The 25,836-nt window shown below is 65.8% G+C and carries 23 protein-coding genes; 13 read left to right on the top strand and 10 right to left on the bottom strand.

The window, feature by feature from the left end; all coding sequences use genetic code 11:
* The first annotated feature begins 119 nt into the window (after nucleotides 1-119).
* Genes LVJ94_37065 through LVJ94_37045 form a run of 5 tightly spaced genes read left to right on the top strand, consistent with a single transcriptional unit; the run spans nucleotide 120 to nucleotide 8,057 of the window.
* Nucleotides 120-2,903, top strand: a complete 2,784-nt coding sequence (locus tag LVJ94_37065) for a virulence factor SrfB (GenBank protein WXB02515.1) — start codon at nucleotides 120-122, stop codon at nucleotides 2,901-2,903.
* Entirely contained in the window at nucleotides 2,896-3,528 is a 633-nt protein-coding gene (locus LVJ94_37060; GenBank protein WXB02514.1) for a hypothetical protein, read from the top strand. The genes LVJ94_37065 and LVJ94_37060 overlap by 8 nt, the downstream gene beginning before the upstream one ends.
* A complete protein-coding gene (locus tag LVJ94_37055; protein WXB02513.1) occupies nucleotides 3,525-4,787 on the top strand; it encodes a hypothetical protein in 1,263 nt (420 codons plus the stop codon). The genes LVJ94_37060 and LVJ94_37055 overlap by 4 nt, the downstream gene beginning before the upstream one ends.
* Nucleotides 4,775-7,300, top strand: a complete 2,526-nt coding sequence (locus tag LVJ94_37050) for a putative virulence factor (GenBank protein WXB02512.1) — start codon at nucleotides 4,775-4,777, stop codon at nucleotides 7,298-7,300. The genes LVJ94_37055 and LVJ94_37050 overlap by 13 nt, the downstream gene beginning before the upstream one ends.
* Nucleotides 7,278-8,057: a hypothetical protein gene (locus LVJ94_37045; GenBank protein WXB02511.1), complete on the top strand. Its 780-nt coding sequence runs from the start codon at nucleotides 7,278-7,280 to the stop codon at nucleotides 8,055-8,057. Before LVJ94_37050 ends, LVJ94_37045 begins: the two co-directional genes overlap by 23 nt.
* On the opposite strand, the gene LVJ94_37040 is transcribed toward LVJ94_37045, so the two are convergent.
* Genes LVJ94_37040 through LVJ94_37010 form a run of 7 tightly spaced genes read right to left on the bottom strand, consistent with a single transcriptional unit; the run spans nucleotide 8,041 to nucleotide 14,932 of the window.
* On the bottom strand, nucleotides 8,041-9,354 hold the full coding sequence (locus LVJ94_37040; GenBank protein WXB02510.1) for an aminotransferase class III-fold pyridoxal phosphate-dependent enzyme: 1,314 nt from the start codon (nucleotides 9,352-9,354) through the stop codon (nucleotides 8,041-8,043). The two genes, LVJ94_37045 and LVJ94_37040, sit on opposite strands and share 17 nt — an antisense overlap.
* 10 nt (nucleotides 9,355-9,364) lie before the next feature.
* Nucleotides 9,365-9,916, bottom strand: a complete 552-nt coding sequence (locus LVJ94_37035; GenBank protein WXB02509.1) for a response regulator transcription factor — start codon at nucleotides 9,914-9,916, stop codon at nucleotides 9,365-9,367.
* The gene (locus LVJ94_37030) at nucleotides 9,913-11,274 is read right to left on the bottom strand and encodes an ATP-binding protein (GenBank protein ID WXB02508.1); all 1,362 of its coding nucleotides are present in this window, start codon (nucleotides 11,272-11,274) and stop codon (nucleotides 9,913-9,915) included. Before LVJ94_37030 ends, LVJ94_37035 begins: the two co-directional genes overlap by 4 nt.
* 11 nt (nucleotides 11,275-11,285) lie before the next feature.
* Complete coding sequence (locus tag LVJ94_37025) at nucleotides 11,286-12,191, bottom strand: transporter (protein WXB02507.1); 906 nt, start codon at nucleotides 12,189-12,191, stop codon at nucleotides 11,286-11,288.
* Nucleotides 12,188-12,946 (bottom strand): hypothetical protein, encoded by a 759-nt coding sequence (locus LVJ94_37020; protein ID WXB02506.1) that lies wholly within the window; start codon nucleotides 12,944-12,946, stop codon nucleotides 12,188-12,190. The genes LVJ94_37025 and LVJ94_37020 overlap by 4 nt, the downstream gene beginning before the upstream one ends.
* Complete coding sequence (locus LVJ94_37015) at nucleotides 12,943-14,118, bottom strand: di-heme enzyme (protein ID WXB02505.1); 1,176 nt, start codon at nucleotides 14,116-14,118, stop codon at nucleotides 12,943-12,945. Before LVJ94_37015 ends, LVJ94_37020 begins: the two co-directional genes overlap by 4 nt.
* A 4-nt stretch (nucleotides 14,119-14,122) precedes the next feature.
* The gene (locus LVJ94_37010) at nucleotides 14,123-14,932 is read right to left on the bottom strand and encodes a metallo-mystery pair system four-Cys motif protein (GenBank protein ID WXB02504.1); all 810 of its coding nucleotides are present in this window, start codon (nucleotides 14,930-14,932) and stop codon (nucleotides 14,123-14,125) included.
* A gap of 343 nt (nucleotides 14,933-15,275) precedes the next feature.
* On the opposite strand from LVJ94_37010, the gene LVJ94_37005 reads away from it, so the two are divergent.
* The 6 genes from LVJ94_37005 to LVJ94_36980 are packed head-to-tail and all read left to right on the top strand — an operon-like array spanning nucleotide 15,276 to nucleotide 21,852.
* Complete coding sequence (locus LVJ94_37005; GenBank protein ID WXB02503.1) at nucleotides 15,276-15,902, top strand: response regulator; 627 nt, start codon at nucleotides 15,276-15,278, stop codon at nucleotides 15,900-15,902.
* Nucleotides 15,903-15,931: 29 nt separating this feature from the next.
* Complete coding sequence (locus LVJ94_37000) at nucleotides 15,932-17,026, top strand: sugar ABC transporter substrate-binding protein (GenBank protein ID WXB02502.1); 1,095 nt, start codon at nucleotides 15,932-15,934, stop codon at nucleotides 17,024-17,026.
* Nucleotides 17,023-18,945, top strand: a complete 1,923-nt coding sequence (locus LVJ94_36995) for a HAMP domain-containing protein (GenBank protein ID WXB02501.1) — start codon at nucleotides 17,023-17,025, stop codon at nucleotides 18,943-18,945. The genes LVJ94_37000 and LVJ94_36995 overlap by 4 nt, the downstream gene beginning before the upstream one ends.
* Nucleotides 18,945-20,051, top strand: a complete 1,107-nt coding sequence (locus tag LVJ94_36990) for a M20/M25/M40 family metallo-hydrolase (protein ID WXB02500.1) — start codon at nucleotides 18,945-18,947, stop codon at nucleotides 20,049-20,051. The genes LVJ94_36995 and LVJ94_36990 overlap by 1 nt, the downstream gene beginning before the upstream one ends.
* Entirely contained in the window at nucleotides 20,048-20,944 is an 897-nt protein-coding gene (locus LVJ94_36985; GenBank protein WXB02499.1) for a formylglycine-generating enzyme family protein, read from the top strand. The genes LVJ94_36990 and LVJ94_36985 overlap by 4 nt, the downstream gene beginning before the upstream one ends.
* Nucleotides 20,941-21,852: a ribokinase gene (locus tag LVJ94_36980; GenBank protein ID WXB02498.1), complete on the top strand. Its 912-nt coding sequence runs from the start codon at nucleotides 20,941-20,943 to the stop codon at nucleotides 21,850-21,852. The genes LVJ94_36985 and LVJ94_36980 overlap by 4 nt, the downstream gene beginning before the upstream one ends.
* Nucleotide 21,853: 1 nt before the next feature.
* On the opposite strand, the gene ybaK is transcribed toward LVJ94_36980, so the two are convergent.
* On the bottom strand, nucleotides 21,854-22,327 hold the full coding sequence (gene ybaK / locus LVJ94_36975) for a Cys-tRNA(Pro) deacylase (GenBank protein WXB02497.1): 474 nt from the start codon (nucleotides 22,325-22,327) through the stop codon (nucleotides 21,854-21,856).
* A gap of 15 nt (nucleotides 22,328-22,342) precedes the next feature.
* Entirely contained in the window at nucleotides 22,343-23,272 is a 930-nt protein-coding gene (locus tag LVJ94_36970; protein ID WXB02496.1) for a LysR family transcriptional regulator, read from the bottom strand.
* A gap of 90 nt (nucleotides 23,273-23,362) precedes the next feature.
* On the opposite strand from LVJ94_36970, the gene LVJ94_36965 reads away from it, so the two are divergent.
* Entirely contained in the window at nucleotides 23,363-23,995 is a 633-nt protein-coding gene (locus LVJ94_36965) for a glutathione S-transferase (GenBank protein ID WXB02495.1), read from the top strand.
* Nucleotides 23,992-24,936, top strand: a complete 945-nt coding sequence (locus tag LVJ94_36960) for a pyridoxamine 5'-phosphate oxidase family protein (GenBank protein ID WXB02494.1) — start codon at nucleotides 23,992-23,994, stop codon at nucleotides 24,934-24,936. Before LVJ94_36965 ends, LVJ94_36960 begins: the two co-directional genes overlap by 4 nt.
* Before the next feature lie 4 nt (nucleotides 24,937-24,940).
* On the opposite strand, the gene LVJ94_36955 is transcribed toward LVJ94_36960, so the two are convergent.
* Nucleotides 24,941-25,720: a hypothetical protein gene (locus tag LVJ94_36955; protein WXB02493.1), complete on the bottom strand. Its 780-nt coding sequence runs from the start codon at nucleotides 25,718-25,720 to the stop codon at nucleotides 24,941-24,943.
* Between the last annotated feature and the right edge of the window lie 116 nt (nucleotides 25,721-25,836).

The raw sequence follows: 25,836 nt of genomic DNA, 5'->3' as shown, positions 1-25,836 counted from the left end.
GCCGCGATTGTCGCGTTGCCGCGGTTCGACTTCGCCGCGAGTTTCGATCCGAAAGGCGAACCCTCCGACAGTAAGGTTGGCGGGCTGCCGTACGTGATAAAGGTCGAGAACCGTACGACATGGTCAAGCGCAAGGTATCGCTCGGCGAAGATGGGAAAGGGCCTGCCGAAGGCGTGGTGGCGCGATCGTCCGCGCGCATCGAGCCGAATGCGGGCATCCTCGAGCTATTTTTCAACACGGGCGTCGTCTACCACGAGATCGAGCTTGGGTCGGAGCTGCCCGACACGGTGAGCGGTTTCGTGCTGGTGCAGGGAGCGGCCGGCGCGAGCGTCCGCCGTGCCGGCGAAGGCGAAAAGCCCACGGTGGAGATCGCGGCGCTCGAGCACATCGCGGAGCTGTCGAACCGCTGGCTCCCCGTGCCCTACCAGCTTTCCGCACCGCACGCCGTTCAAGTTTTCCTCTCGGCGGAGGACGCCCGGCGACCGCGGATCCTGCTGGCCATCGATACATTGGCCTATGCCGGCGCGGCCGGGCGCGCGCTCGATCCGCAGCTCGATGAAGGGCGCCCCTTTCGTCCCTTGGATCGGACCGAGCTTGCGGCATTTCTCGACCACGCCGAGACCCGCGAGTGGCTGCGCAAGCTGGAGGCAGGCGGCATCGAGCGGTGCACGTTCAAGTTCGCCGCGGTGCTGGAGGCACTTGCACCGGCGTTGCCGCGCATCCAGGTGTCCCAGGTTCGTCCCGAGCTGGCCATCCCCGTCTCGCTGGTGGTGGACCTCGGGAATTCACGCTCCACCGCGGCGCTGGTCGAGGCGCGGCAGGAGCAAGATGGGCGGCAGCTTCTGACCGTGCCGCTCGAATTGCGAAATTCGCTCGACCCATTCCGCACGAGCGATGCGACCTTCGACTCGCGCATCACGTTTCTTCCGTCGCCGTTCGACAAAGCGGTGGCGCCGTTCGGCACGGGCACCGGCTTCGCGCTGCCGTCGATTGCCCGCATGGGGCGCGAGGCGCTGGATCGCGCGCTGGAAACGCCGCATCGCTACGCGTGCAGCCTCTCGGGGCCCAAGCGCTACCTCTGGGACGATCGCGCGACCCACGAGCCGTGGTTTTTCGCCACGAGTGTGGGCGCCCCGGCCGGGGAGTACAAACCCATTTTCGGGCGCATTCTGAAGTACATCGCCGAAGACGGCGGCGGCTTGACCCTGCGTCCGGACGGTCCCGCGACGCCTGCGGAGCCGCGCTATGCGCCGCGCACGATGATGCTCTTTGCCTTGGTGGAAATTCTGTCGCAGGCCATGGCTCAGATCAACGCGCCCGCGTACGCGGCCTTCCAGGGCAAAGAGGGTGTGCCGCGGGTGCTGCGGCACTTGGTGATGACGTACCCCTCGGCCATGCGCGCGGAGGAGCGTGCCGTCTACGAGGGCCTCGTTCGCAATGCGGTGATGCTCGTGGGCTATTTGCTCCACACCGATTCATCGCGGCTTCCCAACGTGCAGCCGATGGAGCCCGGCGAAGCCGCGGGCAACGCGGGGCAGGTGCGCTTCGATCCGTTCCTCTTCGTGGACGAAGCGCTCGCCGCGCAGATGGTTTACCTCTATCAAGAGGTCGCCGAGAACTTCCGCGGGAGCATGGAGGAACTCGTGACGGTGTACGGGCGGAAAGAAGGCGCGCTGCGCGTTGCTTCCGTGGACATCGGCGGCGGCACGAGCGACGTCATGATTGCCGAATACCGCGACAAAATGCCGGGCAGCGGAACGTCGCTCGCCATTACGAAGTTGTTCCAAGATGGCGTCAACATCGCCGGCGACGACGTGTGCTGCGCTCTGATCGAGAAGATCGTCTTCACGCAAATTTTGGCGCAGTTGCCCACGCCCGCATCGCGGACGCGCATCATTCATTTGTTCGGCGAAAGCGACGCCGGGCACGGTGCTTCGTGGCGCACGTTGAAGGCCAAACTGGTTCCCTATTTTTGGCTGCCGCTCGCGCGTTGCTTCTGGGCCATCGCGGAGGGATTCGAGCCGGCGGATCACGTGCCGGACAAGCAATATGCCGTTCCGGACATCGCGCGGCTCTTTCCGTCGGCCAACTTTTCGACGGCCGTGCTCGAGGAGGCGAATCGCTTCTTGTCGGGCGTGGTGCCAGGCTTTCCAGGATTCCAGAATTTGTTCTTCCGTTTCGACCGTGCCGAAATCGAGGAAACCATCGTCTCGGTCCTGCGCGAGCCGCTCCGTCGCTATGCGGACATCGTCGCCCAGTTCGATGTCGATCTGGTGGTGCTCGCGGGGCGGGCGTCCGCGCTCCCCTGCGTGCGGGAGATCTTCGTCGGCGAAATGCCGGTGGTGGGGCCACGGCTCAAGTCCATGGCCAATTACCGTGTGGGCGATTGGTATCCGTCGAAGTGGCGGCACGCAGGCCTGATCATCGACCCGAAATCGACGGTGGCGGCCGGATCGATGATTTTGCATCTTGCGAGTCGCAATCGACTGCCTAACTTCCTGCTCGACGAGGTACGAGACATCGAGCAATCGCCCATTTACGGCTTGTATCAAGAGGCAGAACCGCACATCCCGCGCCAAAACGAATTTTCGCGCAATGCCACGTTCCTTTACACGAGCGGGATGACCATTGGCTTCCGCAACGTCGACGCCGAGGAGATGGATGCAGCGCCGCTGTTCGTGGTGCTACCGAAGAATGCGGATGTGGAGCGGGCGCTCTTGGAGGACCGGGTCAGCCTGACATTTGCCGTCGACAAGAATACGGTGAGCATCACGCAGGTGATATCGCATCGCAACGTTTACCAATTCTCGCCGGACGATTTCGTCCTCCGATTGAAGACGATCGTGAGCGACCGTTATTGGCTCGACACCGGCATCTTCCGCAAGTTGCTCGACTATGTCTGACGACAAACTGCGCGATTTGATGGGTGCCTTGTTCAAGGCGATCGATCCGGAGAAGTTGGAGCGCGAGCTGCTCTCCGTGCTTTCTCGTGACCCCGCGCGCAGCGGCGAGGGTGGGGAGCACGCGGCGGCGGCAGGCAAATTGGTGGGGCAGCTGGCCATGGTCGATTTGTTGGATGAATCGATCTTGGGGGCACAGGTTGGGGACAAATCGTATCCACTGCGCGTGTTCTTCGCGACGTTGGGCGCGAGTTTGTCGGCCGGCGAGCACGAGGAAACCGCATTTCCGCTGGCATGTGCCTTTGGAGTGTATTTCCGTGTGCCGATGGACGAAGAGTCGAAAATGCGGATAGGGCTCGTGGCGAGCCGGCTGTATTACCGCTTCGTCGAGGTCACCGCGTTGGAAGGGCGGCTACAGATTTCGCCGCTATTGGCTTCGCTCATGAATGGAGAACTGGAGCACGTTCGATTCGAGAGTATCGATCATCAGACGATATTCGATTCTCAAGTTCACGAGCGGGCGCAAGGCGCGGTGGCCACGGGGGCACGCATCGTGGCGCCGCAGAGCTTCTTGTGCCGCGTGGGGGCGAATGGCCTCGTGCGCGTGCGGGCCGAAGTGCGAACATGACCAATCCGAATACGACCTGGCTTCCAAATCTCGTTGGCGGCGTTTCCATTTGGAAGTTGGCGCCGGACTTGAACGAGCCCAAGTTCTTCGATGGGCGGTTGCTCGTGCCCGACACGGAGGGCAGCGACAGCCTCCCCACGCGCGTCGCGTGGAACGTGGCGGGGCGAATCCCCTTGGCCGAAGCCCGCGCGACCCACGCTGCCGAAGTCGGACCGGCGATGCGCGAGTTTTTGGCCTGCGTCGAGCGCGTGGCCAAGGAGTTCGCCAATCCGCAGTCCGGTTATTACAAGTTCAAATCGGCGTTTACCGTGCCGGCGCTCGTCGCGACGGCGGGGGATGCGGCGGCGGATGCGAATTATTTCTATTCGCCGGGCGAGAAGAAGCTTTTTGTCGTCAACTGGGGTGCTTCGCCGCGGGATTTGTCGCGCAAGGAAGAGTTCATCTACGGGTATGACGATTTTGGGCGCTTCTTCGAGCGGGCGGCGGTTGATGCAGGCCCCGCGCCTGTCGCGGCTGTTGCTGCCGTCGGGGCGGTGGTTGGGGAGAGTGCGGGTGCGGGTGCGAGTGCGGGTGCGGGTGCGGGTGCGGGGGGAGAGTTAGAGGCAGAGGCTGAGGTCGAGGAGAAGAAGGTCGAGAAGAAGAAGGGGCGGGCGTGGTGGTGGTGGGTGTTGTTGGGGGTGGGGATTCTGGCGATTCTTCTGCTCGTTGCTTGGTTGTTGCAGCGGTGTGGGAAGGAGAGCGGGGTGGCGGCACTGGATGCCGGGCCCGATGTGGCGGTGTTGGCCGATGGTGCGGTCCCAGTTGCGGATGCCGCGGCGGTTGCGGATGCCGGGGTGGATGCGGCGATGGAAGGCGATGCCGCGGGCGTCGCGGATGCTGGTGAAGATGCCGGGGAATGGCATGATGGCGGCGCCGTGAAGCTCGCCGATGGCGGGGTGCGGGTTCGGTTGATTGGCAAAGGTGGGAAGGAGAAGATCATCGTCGTTCCGGGAGGTGGTAGCGGCGGTGGGGGCGGAGGTGGCAGCGGCAGCGGAGGTGGCGGCGGAGGCGAGGGCACCGATGACAAAGGCCTGCCGCATCGTTCGCACTTTCAGCCTGACGCGGTTCGCTGGCGCGTGAGCGGTGGGGTCGATGAGCTCGATCCGCAATCGCCGCGGACGGGGGAGGGGGCGACCTTCGACGTCACGCTTCGTCCGGGCGGATCCTTTGGCTCCGTGAAGGTACAATGGCAGGACAAGAACGGCCGATGGCACAACTAGATCAGCAAATTGCCGACAGCATCACGAGGCTGGAAGAGGGCGCATCCATGGCGCTGGGCGCCTCGGAAGACATGGTCGAGGCGCCGCTTTTGCGCGACTTGCGGCTTCGCGCGCAGAAGTTGAAGAAGGCCTTCGGCCGTCCGCAGTGCCTCGGGTTCTTCGGCCCCTCGCAGGCAGGAAAAAGCTTTCTCGTGGGGGCTCTGCTCTCGCACGAGCTGGGGCATCTCCGCGTCGTGTCGGGGGAGCGCGAGCTCGATTTTTTGCGCGAGATCAACCCAGCCAAGGGCGTCGAGTCCACCGGCGTGGTGACGCGCTTTTCGACCTTGCCCGGCCGTCCACTGACCCGCGGCGATTTCGAATGCCAGGTTCTGCCCCTGGACGTGCTGCTCGAGTCGTTGGCCACGGGCTTCCTCGTCGAGTGCACCGCACCGCCGGTCGATGCGGAGCGGGTCGCACGCTGCTTGCGCGATGCGCGCGTGCAAGCAGGGCCGCCGGCGCCCGCGCTCTATGCCACCGCCTGGGAAAGCGTCTGGCACAACCTTCAGAAAAAGTACCACGACCGTCACCCCTACTTGAACGAGCTGCGTCGTCAGATGCAGTCGCTGGATGCGGGCTGGGCGCGCACCATCACCACGGCGCCGGGGTGGATCCTCGTCTACTCGCTGCTGGTCGGCGGCCCCGGTTATGCGCGCACGCTCGAGCAGCTTCTGCGCGTGCTCGTGCAAGGGCTCGAGGTGCTGGGCCACGCTTCTCACGTCGAGGTGGGCCTCGACCACGTGCGCGCGACCCAAGGGGCGACGAGCATCATCGATGCAGGCTGCCTCAATTCGCTGGGAACGGCGCGTGAGCCGGTGCGGGCCTTCGTGCCCGAGCTCGGGCGGGAGGTGGCCATCGAACCGGGCATTCTCTCGGCGGTCATCGCCGAGCTGCGCCTCGTCCTGCGCCCGGACGCCCGGGCAGCAGGGGGCCTGCTCGACGGCACCGATCTCCTGGATTTTCCGGGTGGCCGCGCCCTCAAAGGCATCAATGGCTTCGGCCCCGCGGAGCTCAACGTCGGCCGGCTCGAGCACGCCATCGAAGTGTACAAGCGCGGCAAGCTGACCTTTCTCTTCGAACAATATGCCCTCGACCGCGAGATCACCGCGCTCGTTCTTTGTTCGCCCGGGCCGACCAAGCCGGAGGCGGTGCAACTTCAGTCGCAGGTCGAAAATTGGCTGCGCATCCGCCAATCCGGTGCACCGCTCTCGCCGAACGAGATCAAGAGCCCGAGCCTCTTCGTGGCGCTCACCAAGTTCGACATGAGCCTGGGCGCTCTGCGCAGCGACAACGCGAAAGACCGCTGGGAATCGCGCGTGCAGGAGGCGTGCGTCGACTTTTGGGCGAAGAGCCAGTCGTCGTGGGTCTACCAGTGGGGCAAAGAGGCTTTTTCGAACATGTTTTGGATCCGCAACCCGTACGCGGACCAAATGCGGACGCTCGGTCCCGGCGATGCCGACTACGAGACCGTGAAGCGCGGCTACTTCGAGTCGCGCGCGGTGGCGCGCCACATGGCCGATGCCGAAGCCAAGTGGGCGGCGGTGGAGGGCGAGGAAAACGGCTTGCCCAAGAGCGGTGTGTCGCTGTTGGCGAGCCGGTTGCGCTCGAAGATGGCGGAGCGCGTGAAGGATAAGGAGCTCCAGGACGAAGCCGAGAGCATCCGTGCGGAGCTCGTCGGGCTCCTGCGCTCGATGACCCCGTCCAAGGACGAAACCGAGCAGCGCGAGCGCCTTGCCGCGAGTGCCCAAGCCTTGGTGACGGCGGTGAAACACGAGATGATCCGGCGCTCGAGCGGACGCGCCTTCGGCGATTTCGTGCGGCTCGTCCTTGCGTCGGAGGAAGACATCGAGGACGAAGTGAAAACGATCCTCGCGCAGGTCGCGCCGATGTCGATCAAGGCGAGCGACAAGGTCAAGAAGGTGCTCGCGCACGTGCTGCGCTGGTGGGCCAACGCGGCGATGACCCGCGTGCGCGAATCGGACGTTGGCGTGCCGGCGGCGCTGGCCGATCGCTACGTGCGCGAGGTTTGCACGTCGAAGAAAATTCTTCCGCTTCTCGGCACCGCGGTTTACCCGTATTTCGTGCGCACCACGGTGGACGTCGGCTTGGTGGCGCGCATCCTCGCCGTGAAAATCGCCGATTCGATGGTCGACTTGTTCGCCCCGCGGCCGCGGCACACGCCCGCGCTGCCGGTGCGCCTCTCGTGGTCGGAGGCTGTGGGCGACGTGGAGAGCCCGGCCCAGATCGACTGGGGGAGCGTCGATCTCGATGCCGAAGGCGAGGGTGGGCCTGGCGGCGACGCCGAGGTCGTCTTTGCCGGTAGCGGCCACTTCGCCCATTGGTCCGGACAGCTCGAGGGCTTCTACCTCGGCAATGCCGGTGGTCGCACCGAGCTTGCCGGCGACGAGCCACGGGTCAAACTGCTCTCGTCCGTGCTTGCTACGTTGATCAATCATGACGGGAACCCCTCGAGATAACCAGGAGCCCGAAGAGGCCGAAGCCCCGCTGGATCCGATCGACGAGGCTGCGTCGGCCGGTGACGTGGAGGCCCTGCTCGCACTGGCGCGCGCGCACCGTGTGGGGACGAACGACACGCCGAAAGATCTCGCGCGATGCATGGCCGCATACCGTGCGGCGGCCGCGTTGGGGAGCGCGGAGGCCGAGTATGCCCTCGCGCTCTTTCACCTCACGGGCGGGGTGGTGGCGCAGGATCTCGAGAAAGCGACCGCGCACCTGCGCACCGCGGCCGATGCGGGCTCGGTTCCGGCCAAGGTGTACGTGGCGAACCTCTACGAGCTCGGCATCTACTACGAGCGCGATTCCGAGAAGGCCGACGTCTTCTATCGCAGTGCTGCGCGCGCGGCGAACGTGCGCGATGCCGCCGCGAGCGAAGCCTACGAACAGCGCCTCGCCGATCTCGGCTCCGTGCGCCATGGTCTCGTGCTTCTGGGGCGTGCCACGGCGGAGGCCGAGCGCACGCGCCTTCTCCGCAAGATGCGCGCGTACGGCTACCAATTGCACGAGCGTCGGCAAGAGAAAGAGGCAGCGGCCGCGCGTCCTCTCCCCGCTCCCGCTCCTGCTCCCGATGCTTCTCCCGAGCCCGAGCCCGCGTCGGAGAAGCCGGCGCCGAAGAAGTCCAGCGGCGGCTTTTTCCTCGTCGTCCTCGCGCTGCTCGCACTCGCTGCCGGCGGATACGTGGCCTACAGCCGCGGGTACCTCAAGCGAGTCTTTTGACGAGCCGCTCGAGGTGCTCGCCGAGCTTCACGATGTCCGGAATAGACACGTGGAGGTGCGGGCGCAATCGAATCGTGTCCTCGCCGGCGCCCAGCAAGAGAAGCTTCTCCTCTTCCAGCGCGAGGCGCACGAGCTTGCCCTTCATGGCGGGATCGCGCAGCGAGAAGCCCTGGTAGAGGCCGTACCCGCGCACGTTGTACAGCACCTCGGGAAAGCGCCGGGCGAGCGACTCCAAGGTGTCCACCAAGACGGTGGTCTTCTCGGGCACCTGCTCGATCAGCCGTTCGCTGCGAACGATGTCCATCTCTTGAACGAAGCGCACCATGTCGGCGAGCGTGCCGCCCCAGGTCGAGTCGAGCACGCCCAGATCCTTCATCGGCCGCTGCATGTACACGGCGCCGTTGGCCAGCTTTTTCCCGGTGGCCACGGCCTGCGGCGGGTGCGGCAGGTCGAACTGGTCGATGGCGAAGAACGTCCCCGTCGTCCCGCCGGCCGTCTGCACTTCGTCGAAGCCGAGCTGCACTCCGTGCTCGTGGCAAAGCGCGGACAGGCGCGGGAAGAACTCCGGCGGTGCGATCCGATGGCCGCCAGCTCCCTGCAGCGGCTCGACGATGACGGCCACCACCTCGTCGCGGTATTGCCGAAACGCATTCTCGAGCGCCCCGAGCGTGTGCTCCATGCGCGCCGTGATCTCGCTCGCGGGGACGGTCGAATCCATGGCCGGGAACGGAACCTGGATGTTGCCCGGCATGAAGCCGTGAAAATCCTTGGTCATCACCGGATCGTGCGACACGCGCGTCACGTTCAGCGCGAACACGGTGCGACCGTGAAACGCTTGCTCGAAGTACACGAACCTGCGTGCCGCCGAGATTTTGCCCTGCGCGAGCAGCCGCTCGTGGTGCCGGTTGATCAGGTACTTCATCATGTTCTCGACGGCCTCGGCCCCCGAGTTCACCGCGTACACTTCGAGCGACTCGCTCCGCATCGAGCGCGGCGCGAGCGCGTGAAGCTCGCGGTAGTAGGCGACACACTCGGGCGTGAGAAAGTCGGGGTTCGCCGTCTTGTTGTTCGCCGCGACGACGAGCCGCTTCACGTAGCCTTCTTCGTAGAGCCGTGGGTGGTTGTGCGCGATGAGCTTGGCTCCGTAGTAGCCGGCCCAATCGAAGAGCCGCTCGCCATCCACCGTCGCAAGGTACATCCCCTCGGATTTCGCCAGATCGACACCGAACGGCTTCGTATCCGCAATGACATACCGGCCCAGCTCGTCGATCAACGCCCGGCTTTTTTCACCCGCCATGGGCGTCGTTCTACCGGCGCATGGGACGTTTTGAAAGCTTACGTTGCAGCGACCTGCGGTGAAGGCCCAAGAGCCGTGCAGCCTGAGAGACATTGCCGCTGCAATCCATGAGGACGCGCTGGATGTGCTCCCACTCGACCCGCGCGAGGCTCGGGGTTCCATCGGTGGCGACCGCGTCCTCGGGGCGCTTGCCCTTTTGCCCGGTTTCGAAGGCGGCCAAGATCTGGTCGGCGTCTGCAGGCTTGGTCAGGTAATCGACGGCACCCATGCGGATGGCCTCGATGGCGGTGGCGATGCTCCCGTAGCCGGTGAGCACGACGATGCGCGTGGCTTCGTCGATTTCGCGAAGGGCGCGCACCACGTCCAGGCCGAAATCGCCGGGCATGCGCAGGTCCACCACCGCGTACTCGGGGCTTTCGGTGCGGGCCCGCCGCAAGGCCTCTTCGCCGTTGGCGGCGCCGCGGGCATCGAAGCCGCGATCGGCGAAGGCGCGCACCAAGCGGGTGCGGAAGGTGTCGTCGTCGTCCACGACGAGGATGGATCGCGGGGTTTCTTCGCTCATGCGGAGGCTTCTCCTGCGGGTACGGACAAGGTGACTTTGGTGCCCTCGCCCACGCGCGAGGCGATGTCGAGCCGGCCACCCGTTCGCTCGACGAAGGCGCGCACCAGAAAGAGCCCGAGCCCGAGCCCGCGACCGGGTGCCTTGGTCGTGAGAAACGGCTCGCCGAGGCGCACCACGAGCTCCGGCGGGATGCCCGAGCCTTCGTCGGTCACCTGGAAATCGACGAAGCCGCCCGCGGTGGACGGCGAAAGCTCGAGGCGGACCTGCCGGCGCGGCGACGGCACGTCGTCGCTCGCATCGAGGCCGTTGCGCACCACGTTGAGCAGCACCTGCACCAGTGCACGCGGCGGCGCCATCACCGTCAGGGCCGCATCGCTCACGTGAACGGCGACGCGCTTGCTGCGGCCTTCATCGAGTGCGGCCAGCACGTCCTCGGCGATGCGGTTCGCCGACACCGCGCGCGGTGCCTCGCCCTGGTTTTCCCCGGCGTGGGCGCCCATCTGCGCGAGAATCGTGCGGCACCGCTCCGCCTCGGCGCGGAGCAGCCGCGCATCGTCGGCGATGCTCTTTGGGTCGAGTTTCACGTCCCCACCGGCGCGTTCGCTGGCGCGTTCGAGCTCCTTGGCGACCACCGCGATGGTGGCCAGCGGCGTTCCGAGCTCGTGCGCCGCGCCCGCCGCCAAGGTGCTCAACGACGCGAGCTTCTCGGCCTTGGCGGCCACCTCTTGCAGCGCGAGCAGGTCCCGCCGCTGCCGCTCGAGGGCGCGCGCGAGCCGCGTGACGAAGTACCCGACGAAGAGCGCGGCCAAGGTGTACGCCGCCCACATGCCCTGCAGGTGCACCGAGAACGACGAGCCCGACATGTCCATGCCGGCGTGGTGAACGTGGGGCTGCACGGGCGCGACGCCGGGAAAGACGAGCCCTGCGAAGAGCGTCCCGAAGCCGATGCTCGTGAACATGGCCACGAGCCATGTGCCGCTGGCATCGAGCAGCAGGGCCGCCAGCGCGACCTGCACCAGGTAAAAGACGGAAAACGGGTTCGCCGCCCCACCGGTGGCGTGGAGCATCAAGGTGAGCACGAGCGTGTCGAACACGAGCACGGCGGTCAAGATGCGCTGCGAGGACCGTGCGCCTCGGCGCAACCCGAGCGCCAGCGCGGCGTTCGACGTCGCCGTCACCACCAGGAGCGGCACGATGACCGTCAGCGGGAACGTGAGCCCGAGCGCCAGCCGCGCCACGAGCACGAGCACCGTTTGCAGGCCCACCGCGCCCCAGCGAAGCCGCACCAACCATGCGAGGCCGATGCTCGGGCTCACGTGGCGGATGTCGGCGGTGGGGGTGCTGCTGGGCGGGACCATGTCACGAGCCGCTAGAAGTCCAGGGCGACGCCGGCACCGAACATCGGGCCTTCGTCATGGTACCCCTCGAGGGCGTTGAGGATGGGCATGCGGAACGAGGCAAATAGCATGAGATCGGTGAGGGGGCTCACCAAGGCCTCCACGGCACCGTAACCGATGAATCCGCCCGAATCGCGCGAGTGCGAACCATCCTCGAGCGACTTGCCGTCGGTGCGCGTTTCGATGCCCGCGCGCACGGCCAGCGGGGTCACGATTTGGTACTGCAGCGCGGTGGTGGTGCGCAGCGACGGGCTGGCGCGAAAGCCTTCGGTGCCGCTCGTGGGGTACGTGCCTTGGAGGCTGGCGTAAAACGAAATGGGGTTCGCGAAGTACGCGTACGAGAGGCCCACGATGGGGTCGAACGATCCGGTGCCGGGCTGCAGCTCGATGGGCAGGAGCCTTCCCGCATCGTTGCGCTGGAGCGGTGCCGTGGGCAGCTTCACGCCGCCGACGACGGACACGAGATGGCGCGGCTGGAAGTCGCGGTCCTGATAGAGAAAGAACTTGGCGCGCAGTTCGATGTCGCCGAGCCCCCACCGCGTGCGCTCGGCTTCGTTGACGTAGCTCACGGTGCGCCGCAAGGTCGGCACGGTGAGCAGCAGGTAAAGCCGGTCGATCGGCGCAAAGGCGAGCTGCGCGTCGAAGCGGTCCTCGGTGAGGCGGATCTGGTCGACCCGCTCTTGACCGATGTTGTCCGTGCGATGGCGCCATTCGACGGCGGCGCGGAGCCGGAAGGGCGCGGGCTTTTCCGCGCCCATCGCGGTGAGCGTGGGATCGCCGCAGCCGCACACCGCGCACGCGTCGGCGTTGCGCGTGCCGAGCAGCGTGAGCGCTGCCCCGAGGAGCATCCCCAGGCCGGTAATCGATCGGCGCTTCACTGTTTGGCGATGGTGAGCGATTGGCGCACGTGCTCGAGCACCGCGCGTGCGATGTCGTCGGAGGCCGCGGTGTCGAAGGCGATGCCGTCGAACCACGTGTCGGCGACCTTGTGTACGACCAAGACGGCCGACTGCGTTCCGCTCCCCGACAGCATGGTCGGGCCAAGCGAGGCCGTGACCTCCAAGGCGCTGCCCGACGAGGCCTCGAAGGCCACCGGCTGGCCGCCCGCGCGCGCATGGGTCCCGCGCAGGTAAATCGACTTGCCGACCATGGAGACGTCGCTGGGGAGCCCGACCGCGTCGCCGTCGGCCGCGCGAACGCCATATCGAACTTGGCAATACGAATTGGGCGGCGGCGCCATCGTTCCCACGTGGACGCGGGTGCCTCCGGCCGCAAGCAGCGACTCGATCACGGGGGTGCCGAGCTTCGTCGGGCTTCCCTCGACGTGGGCGTGCGCCTCGCGCACCGAGAACAGGTCTCTCAGCTCGAACCGGTTTGCCGCCGAAGCACACGGCACGATCTCCACGCTGCCCGTCGCGAGGTAGGCGTCTTGCAGGGTCACCGTGTAACCGAGATCGGTCGTCCAGGTTTTGGTCACCATGCTCTGCTTGGTGCTCGAAGGCGCTTCCAGGTCCACGGCGACGGTGACGCCGTCGGAGTCCGAGCCCGAACAGGCGACGGACGAAACCAGGGGAAGGCCGATGGCCAATGCCGTGAGGACGGCGATGCGACCCATGCTGCTAGCGTATTTCATGGACTCTCTCCCGCGGTCCACGGATTGGAAAAGCGTGGATCATGCAAGAACTCATTGTCCGTCAGGCTCTCGAGAAAATGAACGACATCGGCCTTCTGTTCGGCCGTAATTACGAATCCGACCACTAGGTCGCTCTTGAGTGGACTCTTCGAACCATTGCCGGCGTACGGACCGGTCGCGATGGTGCGCCCGCCCGCGGCATAGTGATCGAGCGCTTCGTCCAAGGTGGAGATGCTCCCGTCGTGCATGTACGGTGCCGTGACCGCGATGTTGCGCAACGTGGGCGCCTTGAACCGGCCCATGTCGGAGTCCTTGTGCGAGACTTCTTTGAGCCCGACATTGTCCGACGGAAAGGCACCTTTGCCGTCGATGTTGTACAGGCCGGTGTTGTGAAACATCGTTTCGGTGAATGCGCTCCCGGAGTGCGATATCGAATCGGAAAAATTGAAATTGCCGTGGCAATGAAAGCACTCGAGCGTCTCCGAGAAAAAGAGATCGCGCCCGCGTTTCGCCGATTCGGAAATGGCGGCGTTGTCGCCCTGGAAGGCGAATCGGTCGTACGGCGACTGCCCCGAGATCATCGTCCGCTCGAAGGCGCTGATCGCTTCGACCACGCGCTGGGTGGTAAAAGGCCCCGGGTCGCCCGGGAAGGCCTTCGCGAACGCGGGCGGGTAGTACGGTGCCGCGCGCAGGCGCTCCAGCATCTGCGCCTCCTGGCCGGCGAGTCCGAGCTCGATAGGCGTCTCGCCGAACATGGGCACCATGGTCTGCGTCTCCAGCGACGTCAGAAGGTCGTTTGCCCATGCCAAGGTCGTTGCATACGCAACGTTGGTGAGGCTCATCGACCCGCGCGGGTGCGTCTCGTTCGTCGACCCGAGGGCGCGGCGCCGTCCGTCGGTGAAAGCTTTCTCCTGGATGTGGCACGACGCGCACGAGTACGTCCCGTTGCCCGACAATCGCGTGTCGTAAAAGAGGTGCCGGCCCAGGTCGACCTTGTCCTTCGACATGGGGTTGTCCGCCGGCACCTTGGGCACGGGAAAGCCCTGCGGGAGTTGCCACTCGTAGTCCTTCGGTTTTTCGTCCGACGGCGAAGAGGACGACCCGCCGCACCCAAGCCATGCCACCGCCGAAGCGGCGAAGGCAGCGAGCACGGAGGGAAGAACGCGGTTCATCGGGTTACTCCACGCGGAAGAAAGCTTGGCCCGCGGCAGGCTTGCCGCTGGCGAGATCGAGGCCGAGGCGCGCGAAAATCTCGTTGCACGTGGCATCTTCCGGCGAAGACATGCACCCCATGCCGCCTCCCGCCGTGAGCTCGGTGCCCGCGACGAGCGCGGCATAGTCCACCACGACCTTGTTCTTCGTGACGTCGAACGAGGCAAGCTCGATGTCCGCCACGTTGCGCCGCGAGCAATCCGTCACACCGCCGTCCTTCGCATCGCCCTGGCAGCCGGTGCTTCCAATGTGCACGGGAAACACGGGCGGCGCGCCCGCCTCGCCGCCGCCACCGTCTCCGGCATCGCCCGCATCCGCGAGCAGCGTGTTTTGCGCAACGCGCGCGTCGACGCGCAAGAACTTGTACCCGGCGTTCCAGATCCAAAAGAGCCCGGACAAATTGAGCGGCGAAGGCGCCGTGGCCGCGTTTCCGTGGTTCAACGAGAAGGGTACCCCGAGGCGGAATCGCAGACCGGTGTAATCGCCCGCGGGCACCGTTCCCATCACGCGCGTGTTCGTATCGACGGTGCCATTGGCGCAGCTGCCGCTCTTGTCCTCGAAGTCGAGCAACGCGACGTTCTGGTATTGCCACTTCTGATCCTGCGTCAGGGTCACCGGTGTCTCGCGCCCATCGCGCGTCACCAGCCGAACGTCGTGCACGTAAAAGCGGAAATCGAGAACGTCCGCGGTGACTCTGCCCGTGCCCAGGTGCGAGTACGCCTGCGTGCAGCGAAAGGGCTCGCTCCCCACGCGCCCTTCGAACGCAATGGACACGGCGCCAGGGATCGTAGCATCCGGCTGTGTCTGCGGAGGGGTGGTCGTGTCGTCGCTGCAAGCAGACATTGCTACAGCGCCAGAAAAAGACGTCGCGACTAGAATGAGCAAAAGAGGCGTTCGGCGCATTGAGGGAGACTCCGCTAAGAAGAGCAGACTTTTAGGCCAGCGGAGCCGAGGCGGGAATGCGGCGAATCGTCGCGCGTCGATCGATGTGCGATTCACTTCGTAACTGAAGCTGTCTCGGCGCACCAGTCCGTTGCACTTTCCGGGTACGCCCGAGCCAGGTCGGCTGTAGCATGGATGTCAGCCCACAAACGGGGGGTCGAGGGAGATGGGAGAAGTGGGGAAAACACGGGCCGAATTTGGAAGCTATCCGCCTCCGTCCGCGAAGTCAGGGCCGGCGTCGGGGCCGGCATCCGGTCCTGCTTCCCGCCGCGGCTCGGACTATTTCCCGAAGAGCGCGGTCGAAGGGCCCAGGCGCATCCTCGTGGTCGACGACAACGTCGCCATCCACGACGACTTTCGAAAAGTCCTCTGCCCCGTGCGGGCCGATCCCAGCCTCGGCAGCCTGGAGAGCGCCCTGTTCGGCAGCGGCAGCCCGCCCTCGTCGCGCGATCCCAGCCTCGACTACGTGCTCGACACGGCCACCCAAGGCCAAGCCGGCTACGAAATGGTGGTGCGCGCCTGCGAGCGTGGCCGTCCCTACGCGCTGGCCTTCGTCGACATGAAGATGCCGCCGGGTTGGGACGGGGTCGAAACGATCAAACACATGATCGATCGCGATCCCGAGCTGGAGGTGGTCATCTGCAGCGCCTACTCCGACTACTCGTGGCACGACGTCATTCGACGCCTCAATCGCACTGGATTGCGTCTGCTCAAGAAGCCATTCGACAGCAAAGACGTGCTCGACCTAGCGTGGTCGCTGACGTCCAGGTGGCTCCGCAAAGCCCGCGCGAAGGTTACTTGATGTGAAGTCGCGGTAAAGGAGGGTCGGCCATGAAGAAACATGTGGCTCTAGGGGCCGTTGCGTGCGCGCTGATGCTGGCGGCAGGCTTCGTTGGCCTGAGGGCGGCGACCTCCATGCAAGCCTCGGGCGCCGGTGCCGGCGTCGACGTTCCCGAGGCCTTTCGCAAGCGCCCCCGGGTCGTGGCCATCGTGGAATTCTCATCGTCGGCGCACGCCTCCCAATATTTGGAGGGCGTGAAAAGCGAGGCCGCCTCGCTCGGGCTCGCGCTCGATGTGATGGATGCGCGCAACGACCGCAAGGCCATGGCGGACATGCTCGACAATGCCGTGCTGCAGAAGGTGGACGGTATTCTCATTTCGCACGGGGATCCCGAGTTATTGCGCAAAGGCGCCGAGCGCGCGGTGGCGCGAGGCATTCCCATCGTCAGCTTCGACAACGAGCTTCCGCTCCCCGAAGTGACGATGATGGATCAGAACGACCATAAAATCGCCGAAATCGGCCTCACCCGATTACTGAAGGACACGGGTGGAAAGGCGAACATCGTTCACATCTGGGTGCCGGGATTCGCCCCGATGGAAAAGCGGATGCAGACGTACACGCGGATGATGGCCGAGGCTCCCGGCATCCACGAGGTCGAGCGATTCGGCAAGGCCACGAACAACAGCGCGCTGCAGACCGAGGTGCAGATGGCCGAGGTGCTGAAGGCGCACCCCAAAGGCACCATCGATGCGGTGTGGGCAACGTGGGACGAGTTCGCACGCGGCGCCGCGGCGGCCATCCGCAAGGCCGGGCGCTCGGAGATCAAAGTGTATGGCATCGACGTGGCCAACGAGGATTTGGACATGATCCAAGATCCGGAAAGCCCCTGGGTCGCCACGGTGGGATGTCCGGCGGCGGCGGTCGGCCGCGTGCAGGTGCGCATTTTGGGCTACCGAATCGCCGGGCGACCGGTGCCGCATTACTATTCACTCGAGCCGGTGATGGTCGCCCGCGAAATGCTGCCGCGCGGCGAAAAGGTGACTTTGGAGACGCTTCACCGCTTCGTGCCCGCATTCGGCGACACAACGGATTTCACGGAGCCGTGGATTATGGCATTGAAAGAGAAGAACAAAGTGAGCGAATGAACGTATCGATCAAATCGAAACTCAACGCCATGCTGCTGGCCTTGGTAGCAGTCATGAGCGCGGGTTCTTTGTTCGTATATTACTTTCTCACCGCCAGTATCGCCCCGTACGACCGCATCTTCGACAACCTGCTCCTGGTCAGCCGGATGCCCGCCCTGGTCTCCGACGTGGACCGCGAGGTCGATTCGTACGAGCGCGCGCCGCGACCCGAAACGAAGGCGCGCGTCGAGTTGCATTTGCAGGAGTTGCACCGCATCTGCGACGAGGCGCGAAACAATACGCCGCCGTCGCATCTCGACAGTGTTTCCACGATTCACGGACTCGAGGGTCTGGTGCGCAGTCTCGAGGAGCACACGTCGCTGGCCATTGGCTACGTCGACCGGCAGGAGCGGACGCCGGCGCTGGTCGAGAGCATCGAGCTGGTGGACAAGATCGTCGACTATTCGCGGCGCGACGTGGATGCGTACGTGGCCGAGGAGCTGCAAAATCTGTTGCCCATCCGCGCGGCCATCGTGCGAAACAATCGGGCGCTCTCGCGCGGGCTGCAGGCGGCGATTCTGATCATCGCCGTGGCGTCGCTGCTATTGGGGATATGGTTCGTAAACCGTACGATCGTACGGCCGCTGGGCGAGATCATCTCCGTGTCGAAGAAGGTCGCCGCAGGCAATCTGCAGCAGGAGATCGCCGTGACCGAGCGCGACGAGATTGGCGATCTGGCGTTTGCGTTTCGGGGGATGCAAGAGACCATCACGCGGCTTTTGCGGGAAACGGAGAGTCTATTCGCGGCATTCCGGGCGGGCGAAATGGATATGCGCGGCAAGGAGCACGGGTATTCGGGAAGCTTTCGACACTTGGTCCTGGGCATCAACAACGTCATCGATGCGGTGGCGGCCCGCAGCGACGAAGCGCGGTGCGCGAACGACGCATTGTCGTCGTTGAACAGCGAGCTTTCGGCGAAGAACGAGCTTCTCTATTCGCAAATGGAGGAGCGGCAACGGTTTCAGCGAGAACGCGATGCGATGCACGCGGACTTGCTGGCCACCGCGCGAAAAGCGGGGATGGCGGAGATTGCGACGGGGGTGTTGCACAACATCGGCAATGCGCTCAACAGCGTGAACATCTCCAGCCAGGTGACGAGCTCACTGGTCGCGGAGTCGAAGGTCAAGGACGTGCAGAGGCTGGCGGAGCTGCTCGACGCGCATCAGGGCGATCTCGGTACATTTCTCACCGGCGACGAACGGGGGAAGTTGGTCCCTGCGTTCGTGCGCAGCCTCGCCAGCGCGCTCGCCGACGAGCAAGCGCGCATCCTGGCCGAGCTGGGGAATCTGCAGGGCATGGTCGACCATGCGAAGACCGTGGTGACGTGGCAGCAGAATTACGCAGGCGTGGGCGGTGCCGTGGAGGAAGTGGCGCCGTCGGCGCTGGTCGAGGACGCGCTGATGGTGGCACGGGTGGAGCACGACGCCGCGATGTCCATCACGGTGGAGAAGGACTACGGCTCGGTGCCCGAGGTGTTGGTCGAGCGCCACAAGGTGGTGCAGATCCTGGTCAATCTTTTCAGCAATGCGCGCGATGCGATTCAAGCCGCCGGACGCGAGCAAGGCGTGGTGGGCATTCGTCTCCGTGAGATTTACGAAAATGGCCGCCCCGGAATTGCCATCGAGGTGAGCGACAACGGAGATGGGATTCCGTCCGAGAACATGAAAGACATATTTCGATATGGCTATTCGACGCGGCAGCACGGCCACGGGTTCGGCCTGCACAGCTGCGCCTTCGCCGCGGGCGAGCTGAATGGCGCGCTGACCGCGGACAGCGACGGCCGCGACAAGGGGGCGTGTTTCACCTTGCGCCTGCCGGCGAGGCCTCGGTCGTTCTCCGGCGTTGCGGAGAAAGATGGGGCGGTCAATACTGGGGCGTGATGGCACGCACGACGGATCCGATTGCCCTGTTGGAGCACCTCATACGCGTCGACACGCACAACCCGGGCGGGGACGAGCCCAAGCTGGCGGCGCTGCTCGCCGAGGAGCTGGGCGCCCGCGCCCCGGACGATGTCACGGTGGTCGAGGTGCCGCGCACGAGCGGGGGTGCGCGGGGCGCGTACGTGTACGCACGCTGGGGTGAGCCGGATCTCTTGGTGAACGCCCACATCGACACGGTGCCCGTCAATGCAGGCTGGACGGGGAACCCGTTCGATCCGTGGCGAAAGGACGGCCGCGTTTACGGGCTGGGATCGTGCGACACGAAGGGCGCCATCGCCTCGATTTTGACCGCGCTCGATGCGGTGAGGCCGCGCAACGTCGGCGTGCTCTTCTCGGGCGACGAAGAGGTGAGCAGCACCTGCATGACGGCGTTTCTCGCGAGCGCGTACACGAAGGGCATCACCCGGGCCATCGTGTGCGAGCCCACCAGCGTGCGCGTCGGCGTGAGGCATCGCGGCATTCTGGGCATCAAGGCGACCTTGCGCGGCGAGGGCGGGCACTCCTCCCGCGCCGACACGATGCGGGCGCCGCTGGCCGAGCTGGCACGTGTGGCGGTGGCCTGGGATGACTGGGGCAAGGCGCAACGCGGTCGCGGTCCGGCCGGCTTCACCGGCATGTGCACGAACATCGCCGGGCTCGAGGGCGGGGTCGCCTTCAACGTGGTGCCCGAGCGCGCGGTGCTCACCGCTTCGTTCCGCCCGCCGCCCGGAGCCAACGTGAATGCGGTGGGGGACGAATTGGTGGCGCTGGCGAAGGAGCATTGCCCGGATGCATCGTTCGATTCGCTGATCGGGCGGCCGTCCTTCGAGACGCGCGAGGTCGGCGCCTTCGGGACCTACCTCGGCGCGCGCGCGCAGGCGCCCATCGACGTGGCCTTCTGGACCGAGGCTGCGCAGCTTTCGGCCGCGGGCATCGACGCGGTGGTGTTCGGCCCGGGCGACATCGCGCAGGCCCACGCACCCGACGAGTGGGTGCTCGAGAGCGATCTTCTGGCCGCGCGCGACGCCTTCATCCAGGTCTTTCAGCAGAGCGTGCAAGGTCGATGACCCTGCGGTGGCGGTGGTTCGGCGCAGGGCTGGCTGGCGTTGCAGGGGTGGCACTCACGTACGTGACGAGCTGTTACGACTTCGCGTACTCGCCCGGAAATGGAGACGGTTCCTTGCCGGACAGCGGCCCGGAGGATGCGCCATCGCAAGACGATAGCGGTGTCGACTCGGGGCCGAATCCGTGTCCCAGCACGCGCGGCCCGTCGATGGTGCAGGCTCATGGCCTAGGGCCCGACGCGGGGAAGTTCTGCATCGACTCCACCGAGGTGACGCGCGAGCAGTACGCCGCCTTCCTTGCCGCGAATGTCAGCACGAGCGGGCAGCCCAAAGCGTGCTCGTGGAACTCGAGCTTCGTTCCGGGGGGCGACTTTTGGCCGGACGGGGGCACACGAACGGGAAACCATCCCATCACGGCCGTCGACTGGTGCGATGCCTTTGCATATTGCAAGTGGGCGGGCAAAAGGCTGTGCGGCGATATCCGCGGCGGAGCGCACAACATCGACAACATCAAAGAGCCCGCTGACGCGGATACCTCGCAGATACGCCTCGCGTGCACCAACGCGGAAGACGGTCGCGACTTTGCCTATGGCACGGCCTACGATTCGCTCGCCTGCAACGGCAAGGACATGGCTCTCGGTACGACGGTTCCTGTCGCAAGCTTGCCCAGATGCGTCGGAGGTTTTCCTGGCCTCTACGATATGAGTGGCAACGCGAACGAGTGGGAAAATTCATGCGACTCGAGCGGTGCGGATGCAGGTCCCCAGGGGGACAACTGCGCTTGCCGCGGCGGTAGCTATGTCCAGGATCGGGACAAAATGCGGTGCAACGATCAGTTTACATGTAACCGCAACTACCTCTCCGATGACGTCGGGTTCCGATGCTGCAAACCATGACGCCCGGTATCTGCGTTCTCGGCAGCTGCAACATGGACCTGGTGGCCTTCGCCGAGCGTGCGCCATCGCTCGGGGAAACCGTGATGGGCACCCGGTTTCTCACGGTGCCCGGTGGCAAAGGATCGAACCAAGCCATCGCGGCGGCGCGTGCAGGCGGCGCCGTTCGCATGATTGGCGCCGTCGGCGGCGATGACTTCGGCCGTGCGCTTCGCGGTGTGCTCCGTGGCGCGGGCGTGGACGATGCGGCGTTGCGCGAAACGATGGAGCCCACGGGCATCGCGCACATCGTCGTGGACGGCGGCGGCGGCAACTCGATCATCGTCATCGCCGGTGCCAACGGCACCGTCAACTCGCTCAGCGTGCACGACGAGGGCATCGTCACCAGCAGCTCCGTCCTGCTTCTGCAGCTCGAACTCCCCATCGAAGCGGCCATCGCGGGCGCCGCGGCCGCACACCGCGCGGGGGTGCGCGTCATCCTCACGCCCGCGCCGTCGCGGCCGATTCCCGATGCGCTGTTCGCGAACGTCGACCTGCTCGCGCCCAACCAGCACGAGCTCGCGGACATCACCGGCATCCGCGATCCCAAGGCCGCCCTGGTCTCCCTGCTCGAAAAGGTGCCCGCCGCGGTCGTGACCCTGGGGTCCGAAGGGTGCCTCTATGGCGCACGCGGCCTTCCACCGTTTCACGTGCCGGCCCCCAAAGTGGACGCCGTCGATACGACCGCCGCGGGCGACACCTTCGTCGGTGTCCTCGCCGTGGCGCTGGCCGAGGGGCGCGAGATCGTCGAGGCCCTTCATCGCGCCAACGCTGCCGCGGCCCTTTCGGTGCAGCGCGCCGGGGCGAGCAGCTCCATGCCCGCGCGGGATGAAATCGACGCCTTCCTCTCGCGGCTCGCAGGGCGCGGCTGACCTACGTCGCCTTGGCGATCGCCCCGAGCTTCGCCTTCGTGGCACGCACGTAGTCATCGGGCGCGAGGAAAATCTGCGTGCCGCGTACCCCCGCCGAAATGGAGATGACGTCGAACAGCATCACCGTCTCGTCCACGTACACGGGATAGTCCTTTTTGGCGGCCAGCGCGGTCACGCCGCCGCGGATGTAGCCGGTGAGCGGCTGCACCTCTTTCAGCGCCACCATCTCCGTTTTGCGATCCTGCGCGAGCGCGGCCAGCGCCTTCAGATCCAATTCGGCGTCGCCCGGCACCACCGCGAAGCAAACCCCGTGGCGATCCCCCCGCGCGCACAGCGTTTTGAACACTTGCTCCAGCGGAAGCCCCACCTTTCGCGCGACCGTGGCCGCCGTCAGATCCGACTCGTCCACCGCGTATTCCTTGAGCTCGTAGCGAATTCCGAGTCGATCCAAAATGCGTGCGGCGTTCGTCTTCATGGGCCTCGCCTGGTTCTAGCGCGTTTTGCTGAACTTCGTCCCGAACGCACCGCTCTGCGCCATCGTGCGAAGCCTCTCCGTCGCGTAATCCACGAAGGCGCGCACGCTCGAGGTCGCCCGCCGCGCGTCCGGGTACACGATGTGGATCGGCACCTCGGGTGGCTCGAAGTCCTCGAGCACCACCCGGAGCTGCCCGGTGCGCACGTCCGGATCCACCTGGTACGAGAGCACGCGGGTGAGCCCGTGGCCCGCCTTGGCCGCGGCAATGGCCACGTCGGCCGTGTTGACGAAGAGCCGGGTCTCCGTCTCCGCCGCCTCCGTCTTGGAACCCGTCGAGAACGACCAGTGGCGCGTCGGATTGATGTTCGAAAAGCCAATCGTATCGTGATGGATCAAATCCGACGGCGTTCGCGGCGTCCCCCGCTTGACCAGGTATTCGGGCGCCGCGCACACCACGCGCCGCACCGTGCCCACCCGCACCGCGCGCAGCGCCGAGTCGCGAAGGTGCGCGATGCGGATCCCCACGTCCATCCCCTCCTCGATCAAATGCACCACGTGATCGACCAACAGCATCCGCACCGAGATGCGCGGATGCCGCTCGAGAAACCCGAGCACCGTGGGCGCGACGAACATGCGCCCGAAGTTGACGGGCGCCGTCACGTTCAACATGCCGCGTGGCTCGCCCTCGGTGCCGGCCGCCCCGGCCTCGGCCTCCTCGATGTCGCCCAGGATGCGCTTGCAGTCGGCCAGGTAGCGCGCCCCCGCATCGGTCAGCCGCACCACCCGGGTCGTACGCCGGAGCAGGCGTGTGCCGAGCCGCTCCTCCAGCGCCGACACCGCCCGCGTTGCGGCTGCGGGCGACATGGTTAGACGCCGCGCCGCCGGGGTGAAGCCGCGCATCTCCGCCACCGCCACGAAAACCCGCATCGCTTCCAGTCGATCCACGCACGACGTTCTACTATTGCGCGCGATGAAATAGTGCTTTGTCGACGGTGGCGGTTCTGCCGCCGCCCCATCGCACCCATGCTACGGGGTATGACTCGACCTGCCGCCCCCATTCGCCTTTACCACTTCCCCCTGTCCGGGCATGCGCACCGCGTGGAGCTGTTTCTCTCGCTGCTGGGCCTCCCGTTCGAGCGCGTTACGGTGAACCTGCTCGCGGGCGAGCAAAAGACGCCCGCGTTCCTCGCCAAGAACGCCTTCGGTCAGGTGCCGGTCATCGAAGACGGCGGCGTCACCCTGGCCGACAGCAACGCCATCCTCGTGTACCTGGCGGGCCGTTACGACGCCGATCACCGCTGGCTTCCGGTCGATCCGGAGCGTGCGGCCCACGTGCAGCGTTGGCTCTCGGCGGCGGCGGGCCCGATGGCCTACGGGGCTGCGGCCGCGCGTCTCGTGCACGTCTTCGGCATGCCGCTCGATCATGCGCGCGCCAAGGCCGCGGCCGAGCAGGTCTTCGGCGTGATGGAGGGATCGCTCGCAGGACGCAACTGGCTCGTGGGCGATGCGATCACCTTGGCCGACGTGGCCATGTACACGTACACGGCGCATGCCCCCGAGGGCGCCATCCCGCTCGATGCGTACCCCAACGTGCGCGCATGGCTCGCGCGCGTGGAGTCGCTGCCCGGCTTCGTGCCGATGCAGCGCTCCGCGGTGCCGGCCGCATGAGCGCATCGCCATTTCACGCGGGCGAACGGGCCATTCAGGAGCGCGCCGGCGTCCGCGAAAAGATCGAAGCGATCGGCGGCAAGGTCATCCGCGATTACATGCCGGATCAGCACCGCGAGTTCTTCGTCCAGCTGCCCTTCATGCTCCTCTCGGCGCGCGATGCGTCGATGCATCCGCGCGCCTCACTTCTCGTGGGGCGCCCCGGCTTCGTGCACTCCCCCGACCCGCGCACCCTGCGCATCGACGCGCTTCCCGGCGCGTTCTCGCCCGTCACGTTGAGCGTGGGCGATCCCATCGGCCTCCTCGGCATTCAGCTGGAGACGCGCCGTCGCAATCGGATGAACGGAACCATCACCGCCATCGACGGGCGAGGCTTCACCGTTCACGTCGACCAAAGCTTCGGCAACTGCCCGCAGTACATTCAATCGCGCGCGCACGGCTTCGTGCGCGAACCCTCCGAGCCCTCCGCCTCCACGACCCGTCCCGAGGGCGCGCGCCTCTCCGCCGAGGCCAGCGCCATGGTCGAGCGCGCGGACACGTTCTTCATTGCCTCCGGCGCCGCCGACGTCCGCGAGGGACTCGACGTCTCACACCGCGGCGGCAAACCCGGCTTCGTGCGCCGCGAAGAGCACGAGGGCCATACCGTCCTCACGTGGCCAGAATTCCGCGGCAATTTCTACTTCAACACCCTCGGCAACATCGCCCAGAACGCGCGCACCGGCCTGCTCTTCGTCGACTTCGACACCGGCAATTGCCTTTCGCTCGCCGGCGAAGCCGAGATCCTCTGGGACACGCCCGAGCTCGCCGCCTTCGCCGGCGCCCAGCGCTTCGTGCGCTTCCGCGTGACCTCCGGCCTCTTCCTCCCCGACGCACTCCCTCTGCGCTGGTCCGCGCCCGAACAAGCCCGCGAACTCCCCGCGACGGGCAGTTGGCCGGGCTAACTAGCTACGGGCACGTAATCTCCCTCGGCGCGCACGCATCCTTCCCCGGCGGCGCCGGCTTGGGGCCATTGCGAAGTTGCGCGGGCACGACGTCGAGAAAAAGCGCGAACGACAGCGCATCGCAGCCCGCGGCGGCGTCGGCCTGCGGATCGGCAGTCATATCGAGCGAACCGCAGACCGTGCCTTTGATCGCCGTAAAGGAGCCCGCATCGGGGTTGCAAACGCTGGCCGGTCCGGCCTTCAGAAACATCGTTTGGAGCGGAACACGCCCGGTCAGCACCGCATTTCGAATGCGAAGCCCATTCTCCCCCTCGCTTTCGACCTTTCCTACGAGCTGCACGCCCCGCAACTCCTCGATCACTTCCTCGAACTTGGAGTTGTCCGACGGCGGAATCATCATGCGCAGCCGGAATATCGGGATGGACGCGACCAACACGTTGTCGGTCACGTAGGCCTGTGCGTCGAAGTACTTCGACCTCATTTCACCGTCGCTGATCACCGAATCCGAATCGACGATGAACGAATCCGTCCCATCGAACTTCGCCGTGCCCGTCTGGTCCGTCTTCTCGTTGACGCCCACGACGTTGTAAATCGACGCGATGACGTCCGCATCGTTGGCCTGGCCATTGTAGCGATCGAGGCGAACGACGATGCCCTGCACTCCATGGGAGAGGCTCTCTTGAAGCGCCTCGTCGTTCTCGAACAGTGCACCGATGAGCGGGCCGCCCTTGTTGTCGACGCCATGCGGCCCGTCGCAGGCGATGTTCGCGCCTACGGGCGGCACACACGATCCTCTTTGCGGACACGTGCAGAGTCCGTCGAGATCCAATCCAGGGAGCGCGGCGGTCGCTGGGTCGGCAAAACGGAGTTGCTGGCTAACACCGTAGACCGTTCGCGTAC

This window comes from Sorangiineae bacterium MSr11367 (genome assembly GCA_037157805.1).
GTDB lineage: Bacteria > Myxococcota_A > Polyangia > Polyangiales > Polyangiaceae > Pendulispora > Pendulispora rubella.
This window is presented reverse-complemented; position numbering and strand designations above follow the sequence as displayed.